A 15,211-nucleotide genomic window follows, 5' to 3' on the forward strand; every position below is an offset into this window, starting at 1 on the left:
GATCACTAACTTTATCTTGACTTAAAAGTATGATCTTATACTCCTTTTTAAGGAGCCCCCATGCCTGAGATTCAACTATTCAACTATTTAAATATTTCGAATCAATTGATGACCCTCGCCAGCAGGGGAAAGTTGTCAATAAACTTTTTGATATCATATTCTTAGCTGTCAGCGCTGTCATATCTGGGTGCCAAGGCTGGGAAGATATTGAAGATTTTGGCCATGATAGATTAGATTGGCTCTGGAAGTACGTTCCTCTTGAGCAAGGTATCCCTCGCCATGACACAATCGCTCGTGTGATGAGTCGCATTGATATGACGCAGTTTCAAGATTCTTTTTCTTCTTGGATGAAAGACTGTTCTAAATTAACTCAGGGCGATGTAGTTGCGATTGATGGTAAGCGATTGAAAGGTTCATTTAATCAGTCAGATAGGCGCGATGCACTTTATATGGTCAGTGCATTTGCGTGCGAAAATGGTGTTGTTTTGGCGCAATGCCCTGTTGATAAAAAGTCGAATGAAATAACAGCGTTACCAGAGCTTCTTGAATTACTGGAGATAAAAGGCTGCTTAGTCACGATTGACGCGATGGGGTGTCAAAAATCAATTGCAGAGACAATAGTGGATAAACAAGCCGATTACCTACTTGCAGTAAAAGCGAACCATAAAGGACTGCTGTCACAAGTAGAGAATGCTTTATTACCTGAGGTCACACGACAAGCGTCCGTAGGAGTTTTGTTTAATGAAGCCGATTATCATAAAAACAGAGAAGAATTCAGGTGTTGTGCTGTTAGTCATAACGTAAGTGATTTATCAGAAACGAGCAATTGGAAAGATGCCAAAACAGTGGGAGTTATTGTTTCTTATAGGAAAGAAAAAAACAAAGTAAGCAATGAGTTATGCTATAGATACTACATCAGTTCAGCATATCTATCGGCGGAAGAACTCGCAAGGTCCGCACGGCAACATTGGCAAATAGAGAATGGATTACATTGGCGTTTAGATGTCGGATTTAAAGAAGATGATTGCCGAATTAGGCGTGAAGGTGCAGCACCTGTATTTGCGGGGCTGAGACACATCGCATTTAATCAGCTAAAAGCAGAAACAAGCTTTAATAAAGGCATGCCCGCAAAACAGAAAAAAGCTATGCGCAGTACAGATTACCTTGAAAAGGTATTGAAATAATAAACTTTTTTCATGCTCTTTCCCTGAGGTCTGACCCCGATAGTGCTATATATGAAACAGGTAGATTGATATGGTAACAGGTAACTCAAATATTCAGAGTTTGATTCACCCTCTAAGTCGGGCCGATTTTCGGTCTGACTTAGAGTACGGTGAAATAACTAATGTATATTACATTGAAAATGACTCTCATTTTGTAGTGGAAGAAAGTGTTAATTTCGAAGATGGTTCATCAAGTAAAAATTTCTATGTTTTTGATAGTGCTACCGGAAAACGTGTCTCAATTGAACAGCGAATACTTTCACTTAAGAATAAAATTTATAAGTATGAGCTTGATTGTGGGTGTGTGGTAGAAGCGACAGTTAGTATTGATAAAGAAACAGGCTGTGAATTTTTAAAATACGCACTTAAAGATGTAAAAGGTGATAAAATAGGCACGTTTCTTCTGCCCGGTTATCACTTCAATTTTAATTTTGATACTTCATATGAATTAGTACAAAAAAGGGCAAAAGAATTATTACAAACTGGTATCGATGAGGCGCTTAATTCAAAACTTTTTTTTGAGCGTTATTTTGCTGCAAATTTTGAAACGAAGACAGGGATACTTACCAGAAGTTTTCGTCGATATAACAGAAGTGTAGGTGAAAGCGGCTATGGTATTATGTATGCGTTTTTAAGCCAAGATATGTACAATAAGCTAAGAGTTGATGAAGACTTTATATCAATTTTAAAGAAGATTGCGGCAAATGACATACATCGTGAAGATAACCAATCAACAGAGCAAGTTTTTAATGCCATGTTTAAAAACATTAACAAGTAGTTTTATAGAAACAAGTGATTGGATAACAGTATTCCTTTTACTTTCAACCAAAAGGGTATTATATAATCACTTTTTCCGAATTTAGAATGAGTTAAATATTATGTTGGTAGAAATAGCAATTGCCGATGCATATGGTGCGGGTTTTGAGTTTGTAGATCAGGAAATTATATCAGCCGAAAATAACCTCGAGACCTTTCGTGCGCATCAATTGTCTAACATTGCTGGGTGTTATACTGATGACACTCAAATGTCATTAGCGCTGTCTGAGTTAATGCTAAACGATGTTGACTGGACTGAAGCCCATATAGCCGAGGCATTTTTTCAATGCTATATACGTGATCCTGTGCATGGCTACGCAAAGCGACTACAAACGGCATTTTCTGAGGCGAGAAATGCAGACCATTTTGCAAGGTTAGTTAAAACGGATAGCTTTGGCAATGGGGCAATGATGCGAGCTGTACCAATTGGTTTTTTTAAAGATGAAGATGTAGTAATACGCAACGCCACAATACAAGCACGTGTTACTCATGACCATCAAATTGCAGTCGATGCTGCTGTTTGCATTGCTCTTGCTGCACATGCAGGCTTGTACAGCAAAGCGACTCTTAAAACATTGCCGGAGTATCTTGCATCTCGAGGTTACAAGTTTAATGCTAATTGGCAAGGAAGAGTTCGTGCAGTGTCAGAAGATACTTTGGCCGCAGTAATGTCTAACCTAATGCAGCATTTTAGCTATGAAGCTTTGATAAAGTCAGCTGTTGATTTTGGAGGAGACACAGACAGTGTCGCTTCAATCAGTTGCGGAATAGCAAGTTGTTATGATGGTGTTGATAAAACTCTTCCAAATAAGCTCGTTACTAATTTTTCTAAGGACAACTTTGGATTAGATTATCTCAGAGATTTAGACATTCAACTTAAGAATAAGTTTTTGTGATTAACCTAACGTATTTACATAAACACTTTAAAAAAATAGTAATCCTCCGAAAAACAATAAAAGCCAACTATATCCTGTGTTGGCTAGAACAACTGAAAATGGAACAATTACTTATTCAAAAATTGTTCATGTTAGTGGTGGCAGACCAAAAATACCTCGTGGTAAGGCTGCCAGAGTGACTCAAATTAATGGTGGCTAATGTAATGCGGGATTACCCAAATCGTGAAGGAAAATTAAAACAATTCTATGCGAATAGAATGGGCATGTTAGCGCATGGTGAAAATGTTATTGAATCGAAAATGCTTGGATCGCAACAGCTTGAATATGAACAATTGGAAAGAATATCAGATAGTTTAATAAACGTTGGGATAGAATTATCAATCTGTCAGTTTTCACTCGGTCATAGTATTGACACAATAAGAGAAACAGTCGAGCGGACTATCACTTACTATCTTAAAACAGACAATGAGTGGAGTAGCTATCCACATAGTGTATATACATTAGTCAAACTTATTTCATTGGCTATTTTGGTTGATGTTAGTGATAAAGCGTGGGCATTATTGGCTGAAAAATGGCAAAGTAGCGGCAGTAATGGCTATATATTGGCAAAACTGTTGAGTTATCGTTCAAACAATATACAACTAGGTCAAGATGTTCGCCTTAAAAAAATCGGTCAAATTTTGACTATCTCAAATATTAGTGACGATTGTGAATTTTTAGAAGAACTGAAAAAGTATTCTAAAAAATGGTACATTCGTTATAAAGGCTTACATTGGTACAATAGCCACAATGATGATTATCATATAGGTTATTTTGGGTACTGGGCAGTAGAAGCCGCTGCTGTCGCAAAAATGCGTGGTATAAGCCTAAAAAACACTCATTTTGGTAAATATTTTCCTTATGGTTTTTTTGATCTACCAGAACAGTTACCGAAAGAAAAGGGCGTTAAAAAAGAGCTTCAACAAAAAGAGCAGGCATTAAATACAATCACTTACCCTGGCTTAACTCGACTAACTCTATCGCTTGATGATGCTTGGATAAATGAGAGTGAGCAACGCTTATCATTAATCACCCATGATGAAGGTCTGGAGTGTGCTGGTACTGTGTACCAAAGTGACGAAAATACATTAGACTCATTTGCGTCAGGTAGGTATGAAGCATTAATGAAGCATATGCCATGGTATAAACTGGTTGGAGTTGAAAATGAACGAAACTTACCTATTGGTACTGTTAAAGAACAATTGATGCAAGGCGTTTGGAAAGGCGAAACTGAAGTCACTTCTTACTTGGTATATGCTTTAAAATTTGATAAATATTTTATGGGTTTAACGTTTACCTTTATGGAAAAAGATAAAACACACTGCTTACCTATAATAGAGCGTTTGCTAGAGTCGATTCGTTATGAATAGCACAATTATTTGAATTAAAGTTCAAGAGTCTCTGATAAATATGGGGTTATTCAGTTCAAATACGGACATTTATCCTGTGCGCTTTTGGCGAGGCTGCTAAACTTACCCGGTTTGCTGTTTCAATGATTGAAAACAACCCTCCCCATGGAATGGGCCAGTTTGTTGGGTATGATTAAAAAGGATAGGGGACACCCGTGATTGCACTTTTATTTGATATTGTTGGTATGACAGGTACGTTTTTAGTGGTTGGCGCGTTTTTTATGCTACAACTGGGTAAAGCCACACCAACAGGGCTTTTATATAACATGATGAATTTATCTGGCGCTATTTTGTTGCTTATAAGTCTTTGTTATAACTTTAATTTAGCAAGTTTTGTGATTGAAATATTTTGGATCGCAGCCTCATTAATTGGTTTATATAAATACCTAAAAGCTAAGCAGATTTCAGCTGTAGCCTAAATTTATAAATTAATAGAGAAAAACTCTCACGCCGTCGCGTATTTGTATTAATATTGTAAATAGCACGTTACTTATGATGTGCTAACTCCAATGAAAAATATAGGTGTAAAGCGGCGTAATGATTTTGAAGCAAACAGCATGTCTTTTTTTGTGTGTTTATACAACTCCCTTATTGGCGAGCGAGGCTGAGGATTTATTTGCGCTTAGCTTTGAGGATTTACTTGACGTTCATGTCGATATTGCCTCAAAAACCTTAGAAACTCTCGCTTCAGCACCTTCAACCATCACAGTTTTTAATCGCCAAAAAATAGCCTCGCTTGGGGTGAATAATGCGTTTGAATTGATGAATTTTGTTCCTGGTATGCAATCTACTCGTGGTGATTGGGTAGGCGCTGTGCCAAAAGATCACGCAAGAGGTGTTTACCTTGATAGCGGCAATATCTTAGTGATGATCAATGGTGAACGTTTAAATGAGTCATCATTTGGCAAAGCGTCAGTTTATATCCCTTATATACCTGTAGAAATTATTGATAAAGTTGAGTTCATACGTGGCCCTGGGTCTGCTTTATATGGCAGTAATGCATTCTTAGGGGTGATGAATATAGTGACTAAAAGCCAAAATAATGAAATGTCGCTGGCTGTGGGAAATGTAGGTCAAACCGGCGCTGCATTCTCGGTTAGTCATCAAGTTAATCAGCAAACACATCTATTTGCTAATGGCGCGTATAACCAGAAAAGTGGTAAGCGTTATCCACAAGGGGTAAACGATCCACTGCAATCAGTTTACTTTGAAGCGGGTGTCGATATCAATAAACTGGCTTTGAGAGCGCGTTATAATCAGGTTGAACTGAATGAGTTTTTAAACCTTGGTGGTTATTCTGACAGTAATCAACATCGTAGTGAGAATACTTTCCTATCTGTAGGTTATGATTGGCTTGAAACTGATACACGTACTTTGGCTACAAAAATAGCGTATGCACATCATCAAATACAAAGTGCTGGATTAATCGCACCTGCAGTAGCCTTACCCAATGCCAGTTATGATTTTTTTATTGGTCCTGATTGGCATACGACGGATTTAACAGTCAGTGTAGAGGCCAGTCAGCAATTTAATAATGGTTGGTCAATTAATTCAGGCTTGCAATATAGCCACGCAGAGCAACATAAAGCGGACTTACGTGTTAATTATTTTGATATTAACAGCGGTGAAATTATTGTTGAAGATCCGTTTTATCAAGGGGGGATTGTTACAATCAGTAATTATGCGCCATTTCAGAGTTTGCAATCTACCTTTGAAACCCGAAGTATTTATGGGCAAATCAAAGTGCCTTTTGCTGAGCAATTGACCTTATTTTTAGGGGCACGTTATGATGATGTTAAAGCGATAGACAGTAAATTATCGCCTCGCATTTCCGCAATCTACTCACCAACTCGCGCGCATACTTTTAAATTACAATACGGTGAATCGTTTCGCACTCCTGTGACGAATGAATTGTATTCAGATGATGATGTGACTAAGGGCAATCCAAACTTAAAGTCTGAATATGTTAAAACCACAGAGCTTGTTTGGCGCTACGAGGGACAAGATTGGCATATTAATTCGGTGCTTTTTTATAATCAACTTGTTGATTTTATTAATCTAGTGCCAAATTCAGCTGCCAATAATCAGTTTACCTTTGAAAATCAATTAGATGACATTAATCGTGGTGTTGAATTAGATAGCATGATCCACATTACTAGTGATTTATCAGTGGAAGCGACCTACAGCGAGTATTTTGATACGCCAATTAAGCCAACGTTTAAGCGCTTTGCTAGTGTGATTGCTAATTATCATCATCAGCAATGGGTGCTGAGCCTCAATAGTGTTTGGCGCGATGCCGTCAGTGGCCCGACAATGACAAGCGACTTTACTCAACCGGCTTACTTTTTGCTCGGCGGGGCTGTTAGTTGGCAATTTTCTGCACGCAGTGAAATTAGTTTTAAAGCCCATAATCTCTTAGATAAGCACTACCGTGTGTACGATCCAAGAGTCACAGATGGTGCTGTTGCTGGTGTCGGCAGTGAATACTCGTTACACTATCAAATCAAATTTTAAGTTTTAGGGACGCTCAGGTGTGCCCTTTGGTTGAACATGCTGCGTTTTCCCCGAAAAATATTAATCGCTGTTGCCATTTTAATCAGTGTATTGTTGCTTAGTTTTCTATTTGGCCGACACTATGATTTAAGTCAAGCAAAGCAGCAAGCTGAACTCCAAGTGGGTCAATTGCGTAATTATCTTGATACCGAACTCTCTCGTTTTGCAACTATTCCTCATTTAGTTACTGATAACCAGTTACTCACTGCATTTCTCAGTGATACTGATCAGCCCGTGCAGCCTATTAATAATTACTTGGCTGATATCCAACAAGCCAGTGGTGCATCAGACGTCTATGTACTTAATCGTGAAGGGGATGTTATTGCATCGAGCAATTGGCAACTTGATTACAGTTATATCGGTAATAACTTTGCATTTCGTCCGTATTTTTCTCAGGCATTGGCGGGTAACAAAATTGCCTATTTTGCTCTTGGTTTACGATCTAAAGAGCGTGGCATTTATTTTTCTGAACCGATTTATCGCGATGGCCAAGTAATAGGTGTGGTCACCTTAAAAGTGAATGTATCTAAGTTTGAAACTGATCGACAATTACTGAATGCGTCCCACGCTAGCCATTTTTATTTAAGCTTAGACGATAATATTATTGCTATGTCCGATAGCCCATCATGGCGACTCAATTCGTTGCATAGCCTCACAGCAGCAGACTATCAACACTTTACGACAAGCCGACGCTACCTAGAGTATGTACCAAAAGTTATCACTGCTGAGCACATTACTAGCCAAGGGATGCCCCTGTTATACGTTAATGATGCGAATAAACGCAGTAAATATGTGCCTGCAAGTGCGCCGATTGAGCGACTTAATGCAAAAATAACTGTGCTTGTTGATATATCGTCGGTGAATATTAATCAACTAGGACGATTGTTTTGGTTGAGTGTGATTTATGCTGGGGGGTTAATGCTTTTTTACAGTTTAATGGCACGTTTTGCCGGCTATAAAAAATTACTTTTTTCTCGTCATAGCCTTGAGCAAGAAGTTATAGAGCGCACCCATGCACTCGAAAAAGCACAAACAGCGCTGGTGCAAACAGCCAAATTGGCCACCATAGGTCAACTTAGTGCTGGTATCAATCATGAGATTAACCAACCCTTGAGTGCTATGAGTACGTATTTGGTTAGTGCTAAGCGCTTGATTGCCAAAGGTGATATTGCAAAGGCCGCTGAAAATATTGTTATTGTGCAATCGCTGATCGAACGAGTACATAAAATTGTTGGACAATTAAAGCACTTTAGCAAACCAGCACAAACACAGTTAAGGGAGCAAAGCTTAAGCCAGCTACTTAAAAATGCCATGGTGATCGCCTCCGCGCAATTAAAGCAGGATGATGTCAACGTTAACGCCGCTGATATTGCTGACACTGTAAAAGTATGGGTTGATGGCATTAAATTTGAGCAAGTATTAGTGAATGTGATCACCAATGCCAGCCAAGCAATGGCTGACAGCACAGTGCGAGAGCTGAGTTTTGAGATAGAGCAGTTTGACGACCGCGTTAAGCTGTCTATTTTGGATACTGGGCCTGGTATCGAGTTACATGCGCTTGGGACTATTTTTGAGCCTTTTTATAGCACTAAATCAACTAATGGCCTTGGCTTAGGGCTATCTATTTCTAAGCAAATTATTAATTCATTTAATGGCTGTTTAAGTGCGCATAATCGCCCTGGCGGTGGTGCTCAATTCATTATTACCTTAGCAAGTACTAAAGGAGCGTTATGAATACGTTAGCAACTGATTGTAAACAGGTCATTGTTATTGATGACGAAGCGATGATCCGCGATTCACTTGACCAATTGCTGACACTCGAAGGCTATCAAGTACAGTGTTTTAGCGATCCAATGAGTGCTTTATCAAAACTTAATCGTCGTTTTAACGGGGTGGTGCTCAGTGATATTAATATGCCGAAAATGGATGGACTGGCTTTTTTAGAACAAGTTCAAGCATTTGATAGCGAATTACCGGTGATCTTTCTGACTGGATTTGCTGATGTATCAGTGGCTGTTAAAGCAATGCAATTAGGGGCTTACGACTTATTTGAAAAACCTCTCACTGAGCAGTTATTAGATTGCATTGCCAGAGCGTGCGATAAGCGTGCCTTGGTAATGGAAAACCGTGCTTTAAAATTAGCGGTAGAAAAAACGTCAGCCCCAGGTGTGCGGATCTTAGGGGAAACCGTGCAAATGCAGCAAATGATGCATCTGCTCAATGCGGTGATCGACACTCCCGCAGATGTGATGATTGAAGGTGAAACTGGCACCGGTAAAGAGTTAGTTGCACGCTTTTTACACGATCAAAGCAGTCGTTCAAACTGTAATTTTGTGGCAATTAACTGTGGTGCCATACCAGAGCAACTGATTGAAAGTGAACTATTTGGTGCGGCCAGTGGCGCGTTTACAGGGGCAACACACAGTCGCCAAGGTAAGTTTGAGTTTGCTCAAGGTGGTACGGTGTTTTTAGATGAGATAGAAAGCACACCGGCATCATTACAAGTAAAGTTACTTCGCGTTTTAGAAGAGCGAAAAGTGACCCCCGTCGGCGCTAATACCGCGGTTGACTTAGACATACGTATCGTTGCGGCAACCAAAGTTGATTTATTATCCTTGGTCGAAAAAGGGGACTTCAGAGCTGACTTATATTATCGACTCAATTTAGTGAGGGTAAGTATTCCGGCATTGCGTGATAGGAAAGCTGATATTCCTTTATTATTCAAACATTTTAGCTCTATTGCCGCGACTCGTTTTCATAAACCTCCGGCTCCTCTAAGTAGCGATATATTACAGCGTTTACTTAGTTACCAGTGGCCAGGTAATGTCAGAGAGCTTAGAAACCAAGCTGAACGAGCGGTGCTGCTGGGTGCTGAATTAGCGTTCGCCAATACCGAAAATAATAATGGCAGTGAGTTATCGCCCGATCTGAGTTTGGCGGAAAAAGTGTGCTTTTATGAGCAATCTTTAATCGAAGAAGCCCTTGAGCGCCACCAAGGTAGTATTAAAGAAACTATGAATACCTTACAGATTGCTCGTAAAACCTTGTATGACAAAATGAGTAAATATGGCCTCAATCGTGACATGTTTATTGATTAACCAGAGCTGTGCTTAAGTGATTTACCTGCTCAGCTTAATTTGATGGGTGGAAACAGTGACACAGACGCTTTGATAGTGTGTGGGATCCCGCACACTTTATTGTAAGTATAATTTAATTTTAAATTTAACTATCTGAATATATTAAACTTTACTTTTTTATAAGCAGTTGGCAGTAAACTTGCCTTTATTAGCGGGAACAACAAATGATCCTAACAATAAGGGCACACAATGATAATAATAGACAAAAAGCTAACCCCTGTTTTTGTAGCAACGAGTTTTGCAGCAGCTTGCTTTGGACAAAGTGTTCATGCTGCAGAGTATGACATTTATGGTAAAGCAGAAGTACAAATTGCTAATACTGACAACGGTGTAATGCGCTATGCTAAAAAAGGAACGCAAATCGATGCGCCTTTTTCACGCATTGGTGTGAAAGGGCAACATGTACTCACTGACTCGTTAAAAGCGGTATTTAAATACGAAGTGCAAGTAAAGGGCTTTGAGCACGATGATACCGATGAGCCATTTAGTGCCCGTAATACATATTTAGGTTTAGCGGGAAATTTTGGTGAAGTTGTAGTTGGTCGAAACGATACACGCTTTAAGTATTCAGAAGGTAAAGTTGATAACTTCAATGAAACTCAAGCCGATATTGCTCAATTACTACCGGGTCAAGATCGCCTTGGTGATACCATAACGTATAGTTCAAAATCATATGCGGGTGCTCAGCTATCACTTACCTATGCTTTGAAGGATGACAGTGCCAATAATGAAGCCGGCTATGCCGCTACGTTAATTTATGGTGACCGTGGTTTAAAAAATAAAAATTATTATGTGGCGATCAGCCATATTGATTCACTCAATAATATCAACGCCAGTCGTATCGTTGGCGCGTGGCAAAAAAATGATTTACAACTAGGTGCTATTTACCAGCACAGTGAGTCAGTAGATGGTACTAAATCAGGAAACGGCTATGTGTTGAGTGCCAGTTATACCATTGACAAATGGCAGCCAAAACTACAATTTGCCAGTGATGACTCAACTATTCGCCAAAGTACTAAGGGCAGCCAGTGGACTGCAGGTGTGGATTATTTATTTGATAAACAAACTACCGCGTACTTATTCTATACTGACTTAGATTTGCAACAGCAAACGGATAGTAGCTTAGCCCTTGGCTTAAAGTATAAATTTTAAAGGGGTTGAATATGAGCACACAAACTTTAGACGATAAACCTGAAAAAAATCCAATGATACAGATCTTGCTGCTGTTATTGGGCCCTGCGGTCATGTTACTTACGTGTTTGATCGATCCTCCTGCTGGCATGAGTACCGCTGCTCTTCGTACTTCAGGATTAGCATTTTGGATGGCATCATGGTGGGTGAGTGAAGTAGTTCCTATCCCAGCTACGGCGCTATTGCCGTTGGTATTTTCTCCGTTGGCTGACATTGCTGCGATAAAAAGTGTCGCTGCACCGTATGCGCACCCCTTAATATTTTTGTTTTTAGGTGGCTTTTTAATTTCCATTGCGATGGAACGTTGGGGCTTACACAAGCGCATTGCTTTACGTACTATGCTCTACGCGGGCTCAAAACCGAGTTTGCAGATATTAGCGATGATGTTAGTAACGGCATTCTTATCAATGTGGATGTCAAATACTGCAACAGCAGTGATGATGTTACCTATTGCTATGTCTATCACCCATTTAGTGCAAAAATCTAATCCAAATAATAATGGTTTTGGTAAAGCACTGTTACTTTCTATTGCTTATGGTGCCAGCATTGGCGGCATTGCAACATTAATTGGTACGCCACCGAATGCATTGATGGCCGCTTATTTATCAGATAGTTATAAAATTGAAATTGGTTTTGCGCAATGGATGATGGTGGGTGTGCCATTGTCACTGACTATGTTGATCATCTGTTGGTTGTGGCTGACCAAGTTTGCTTACAAAGTTGATAAAACGGATGAAAAATCTAAAAAAGTCGACACCAAGTCACTATTTAGCTCGCAGTTAAAAGGTCTTGGCACCATGCAACGCGCTGAGAAAGGGGTGTTATGTGTGTTTTTATTTGCAGCTGTGTGCTGGATATTTAGACCTCTGATCGCTGATTTTTCTGGTTTAAAAATATCGGATACCGGTATTGCCATTGCCGCAGCATTATTATTATTTGTTTTGCCTGCTAATAAAGGCAGTGATGAACGTATTCTTGACTGGCAAAGTGCGGCAGGAGTTCCTTGGGGAGTGTTATTGTTGTTTGGTGGTGGCTTAACCCTAGCGGCACAAATAAAGTCATCAGGTTTGGCTGAATACATAGCTCATATGATTGAAGGCGTCAGCGCCATTCCATTAGTATTGAGTGTATTAGCAATTGCAACCTTAATCACTTTCTTAACTGAGATCACCAGTAATACAGCAACCGCAGCTGGATTTTTACCACTACTTGGCCCTGTCGCTGAGTCAGTCACAGGTTCGCCATTGGTCTGGGTTATTCCTGCGGCTATAGCCTGTAGTTGTGCGTTTATGATGCCTGTAGCGACCCCGCCTAATGCCATTGTGTTTGGCTCTGGGCAAATTCAAATGCGGGATATGATCAAAGCCGGCTTTGCATTAAATATTGTTGCAATTGCGCTGATCACATTTGTCACTATGACCCTTGCTGCATCGGTATTTAATTTTTAAGTAATTCAAAGTTACCCAACCGGAGCGCTATTCGTTTGTTGATAGCGCTCTATATTGCCCCTGCTAAGAAACAAAGTTATAGTGGTTAAATCTTTATTTTGTTTATGAGTATGCTTTTGTCTGACACTGGCACTGTATGTAACCCTGAGCTAAAAGCGCAATTTGATGAAATGCAGCTGCATTTTGATGCCCAGCCATATTTAGCATTATCACAGCGGATCCGTTTATTAAAATCTTTAAAACGTGAACTGTTGGCATTAGAGGCTGAATTGGTAGCTGCAAGCTCGAAAGACTTTGGCTTTCGCACTGCTTTTGATACGATTTTGGGTGATATACTGCCTACGGTCAAAACGATCAGCCACACCATCAAGCATTTACCTAAATGGGCAAAAAATTCACCACGAAAAGCGGGTTTGAGCCTAGCGCCATCAAAAGTTGCTGTGAGCTATCAACCCAAAGGAGTGGTGGGAATAATTTCTCCATGGAATTACCCAATTCAATTATCAATCGTGCCGGTGATAACCGCAATTGCCGCAGGTAATCGGGTATTATTAAAGGTCAGTGAATTTACTCCGCACACCAATCAAGTAATCAAAAAACTATTTATCGGCGAGCTTAGCGAACATTGCGCAGTGATCGAAGGTGAAGCGCAATTAAGTCAACAGTTTAGCTGTTTGCCATTCGCACACTTATTTTTTACCGGCTCTACAGCTGTAGGGCGCCATGTTATGGCCGCTGCGAGTAAAAACCTTATCCCAGTAACTCTTGAGTTAGGTGGCAAATCGCCCGTTATCATTACCGCGCAAGCGGATATAGATAAGGCGGCTAAAGCTATTTTATTTGGTAAAATGACCAATGCAGGGCAAATTTGTGTTGCCCCCGATTATGTTTTAGTGCCGGAAAACTTACAGCATCAGTTAGTCAGAAGTCTCTGTAGCTTATATAAAAAACATTATAACTTAGGTGTCGAGGGTAAAAATTTAACCTCGGTTATTAATCACCACCATTTTCAGCGTTTAACCGATTTATTGGCAGATGCACAGCAACAGGGCGCACAGATAATTAAGCCGTTAGATGAAAACCAAAGCGACGAACATAAGCATCGTCTTGGTTTGCACATTGTGACTGATGTGAATGACAATATGAAGTTGATGCAAGAAGAACTGTTTGGACCAATTCTTGCGATTGTCAGTTATCAAGCTTTACCTCAGGCGATTGCATACATAAATCAACGTCCTCAGCCGTTAGCTTTGTACATAATGGGGCAAGATAAACAAATCAATGAAGGTATTCAACAGCAAACACAAAGTGGTACCTTCGCAATAAATGACACCTTAATGCAGGTGACTGCTGATGATGCGCCATTTGGTGGCTTAGGTCCTTCTGGGATGGGAAACTATCACGGTATAGAAGGCTTTTTAACCTTTAGCCATGCACGTAACACATTGAAAACGGGTGGTTTTAATCCTAAATTAGGATTGTTGTTGGCGCAAAATAAGATATTGATTAAAATACTTAAATGGTTGTACTTGCGGCCATAAATTGGCGTTAAGTACAATCCAATAGCGTTTTAACTGGCAGTTAAAACATCCGATCTTCGCCCGCATACAGCCCAGCTTGGATTTTTTCATACAATGCATCAGCTTTTTCTTTGGCTTCTGCAATTTGCGCAGGCATTAGCTTGCGCTCATCTAGCTTGCGACTGTGACTGGCATCTAAATTACCATTATACTCAGCAACAGTGTTCCAGATGTATGATTTTTCGATGTTTTTTTCGACTCCATGGCCTTCGAAATACATCAGCGCCATATTAAACTGTGCTAGCGTATAATTATTACCAGCGGCTTTTTCATACCATTTAATAGCTTCTTTATAATCTTGCCCAACGCCATCGCCGTTGGCGTACATCACACCCAAGTTAAACTGAGCAGCAGGTAAGTTTTTTGCCGCGGCTTGCTTAAAGAGTGAAACTGACATTTGTTTATCAAGTTTAACGCCTTTACCTTCTTGGTAAAGTACAGCTAATGCAAACATTGAGTCGACGTGGTTCTTTTTAACGCCTTGCTGGTAAAGTTCAGCAGCTTTGTGATAGTCGCGCGTTACGCCGTGGCCACCTTCATATAGCTGCCCTAGCTCGTAAATTCCTGGTGCAAAGCCTTTTTCTGCAAGGTAGTTAAACTCTCTAAGTGCATCTTCAAATTGACCTTCATTGGCTGCGCGGATCCCTTCTTCAAGTCCCGCATGAGCAACACCACAGATGCTAAGTGCACCGACCATCAACAATATCTTAAACTTCGGCTGCCACATGACAATACCTCCAATTAGCGTGTTACTGTTTAATTTTAGTCCCAACAACCACAATTGCCCAGCTTCGCACTATAAATGATAAAACTTAGACATAAGATACAGATATTACAGAAAATTTAAAGGAATAAAAAAAGCCCCTGATGGGGCTTTTTGGGTCATATCAACCGTCACCGATATGAACAATGTAGCAAG

12 protein-coding genes are annotated in these 15,211 nt (G+C 39.9%); 11 read left to right on the top strand and 1 reads right to left on the bottom strand.

Annotated elements, in window-relative coordinates; genetic code table 11:
- The first annotated feature begins 77 nt into the window (after window positions 1-77).
- The 11 genes from H5163_RS01540 to H5163_RS01590 all read left to right on the top strand — a co-directional run bounded on the left by H5163_RS01540 (window position 78) and on the right by H5163_RS01590 (window position 14,253).
- The gene (locus H5163_RS01540) at window positions 78-1,184 is read left to right on the top strand and encodes an ISAs1 family transposase (RefSeq protein ID WP_182734209.1); all 1,107 of its coding nucleotides are present in this window, start codon (window positions 78-80) and stop codon (window positions 1,182-1,184) included.
- Window positions 1,185-1,254: 70 nt separating this feature from the next.
- A complete protein-coding gene (locus H5163_RS01545; protein ID WP_182734093.1) occupies window positions 1,255-2,001 on the top strand; it encodes a hypothetical protein in 747 nt (248 codons plus the stop codon).
- Window positions 2,002-2,101: 100 nt separating this feature from the next.
- The gene (locus H5163_RS01550; protein WP_182734095.1) at window positions 2,102-2,935 is read left to right on the top strand and encodes an ADP-ribosylglycohydrolase family protein; all 834 of its coding nucleotides are present in this window, start codon (window positions 2,102-2,104) and stop codon (window positions 2,933-2,935) included.
- Between the two features lie 203 nt (window positions 2,936-3,138).
- Window positions 3,139-4,344 carry a PoNe immunity protein domain-containing protein gene (locus H5163_RS01555; protein ID WP_182734097.1) on the top strand — a complete coding sequence of 402 codons (1,206 nt, stop codon included), beginning with the start codon at window positions 3,139-3,141 and terminating at the stop codon, window positions 4,342-4,344.
- 194 nt (window positions 4,345-4,538) lie between these two features.
- The gene (locus tag H5163_RS01560; RefSeq protein WP_145236163.1) at window positions 4,539-4,802 is read left to right on the top strand and encodes a hypothetical protein; all 264 of its coding nucleotides are present in this window, start codon (window positions 4,539-4,541) and stop codon (window positions 4,800-4,802) included.
- A gap of 118 nt (window positions 4,803-4,920) precedes the next feature.
- A complete protein-coding gene (locus H5163_RS01565; RefSeq protein ID WP_182734099.1) occupies window positions 4,921-6,897 on the top strand; it encodes a TonB-dependent receptor in 1,977 nt (658 codons plus the stop codon).
- 36 nt (window positions 6,898-6,933) lie between these two features.
- Window positions 6,934-8,670, top strand: a complete 1,737-nt coding sequence (locus H5163_RS01570; protein WP_145236157.1) for a cache domain-containing protein — start codon at window positions 6,934-6,936, stop codon at window positions 8,668-8,670.
- Window positions 8,667-10,034, top strand: a complete 1,368-nt coding sequence (locus H5163_RS01575) for a sigma-54 dependent transcriptional regulator (RefSeq protein WP_145236154.1) — start codon at window positions 8,667-8,669, stop codon at window positions 10,032-10,034. The genes H5163_RS01570 and H5163_RS01575 overlap by 4 nt, the downstream gene beginning before the upstream one ends.
- A 228-nt stretch (window positions 10,035-10,262) precedes the next feature.
- The gene (locus tag H5163_RS01580; protein WP_145236151.1) at window positions 10,263-11,225 is read left to right on the top strand and encodes a porin; all 963 of its coding nucleotides are present in this window, start codon (window positions 10,263-10,265) and stop codon (window positions 11,223-11,225) included.
- Between the two features lie 11 nt (window positions 11,226-11,236).
- Window positions 11,237-12,712 (top strand): DASS family sodium-coupled anion symporter, encoded by a 1,476-nt coding sequence (locus H5163_RS01585; protein ID WP_145236148.1) that lies wholly within the window; start codon window positions 11,237-11,239, stop codon window positions 12,710-12,712.
- A gap of 110 nt (window positions 12,713-12,822) precedes the next feature.
- Window positions 12,823-14,253, top strand: a complete 1,431-nt coding sequence (locus tag H5163_RS01590; RefSeq protein WP_259399775.1) for a coniferyl aldehyde dehydrogenase — start codon at window positions 12,823-12,825, stop codon at window positions 14,251-14,253.
- A gap of 40 nt (window positions 14,254-14,293) precedes the next feature.
- On the opposite strand, the gene H5163_RS01595 is transcribed toward H5163_RS01590, so the two are convergent.
- The gene (locus H5163_RS01595; RefSeq protein WP_182732497.1) at window positions 14,294-15,019 is read right to left on the bottom strand and encodes a tetratricopeptide repeat protein; all 726 of its coding nucleotides are present in this window, start codon (window positions 15,017-15,019) and stop codon (window positions 14,294-14,296) included.
- Between the last annotated feature and the right edge of the window lie 192 nt (window positions 15,020-15,211).

The sequence above is a fragment of the Pseudoalteromonas sp. SG44-8 genome, from assembly GCF_014164125.1.
In the GTDB taxonomy this organism is placed as follows: Bacteria; Pseudomonadota; Gammaproteobacteria; order Enterobacterales; family Alteromonadaceae; genus Pseudoalteromonas; species Pseudoalteromonas rhizosphaerae.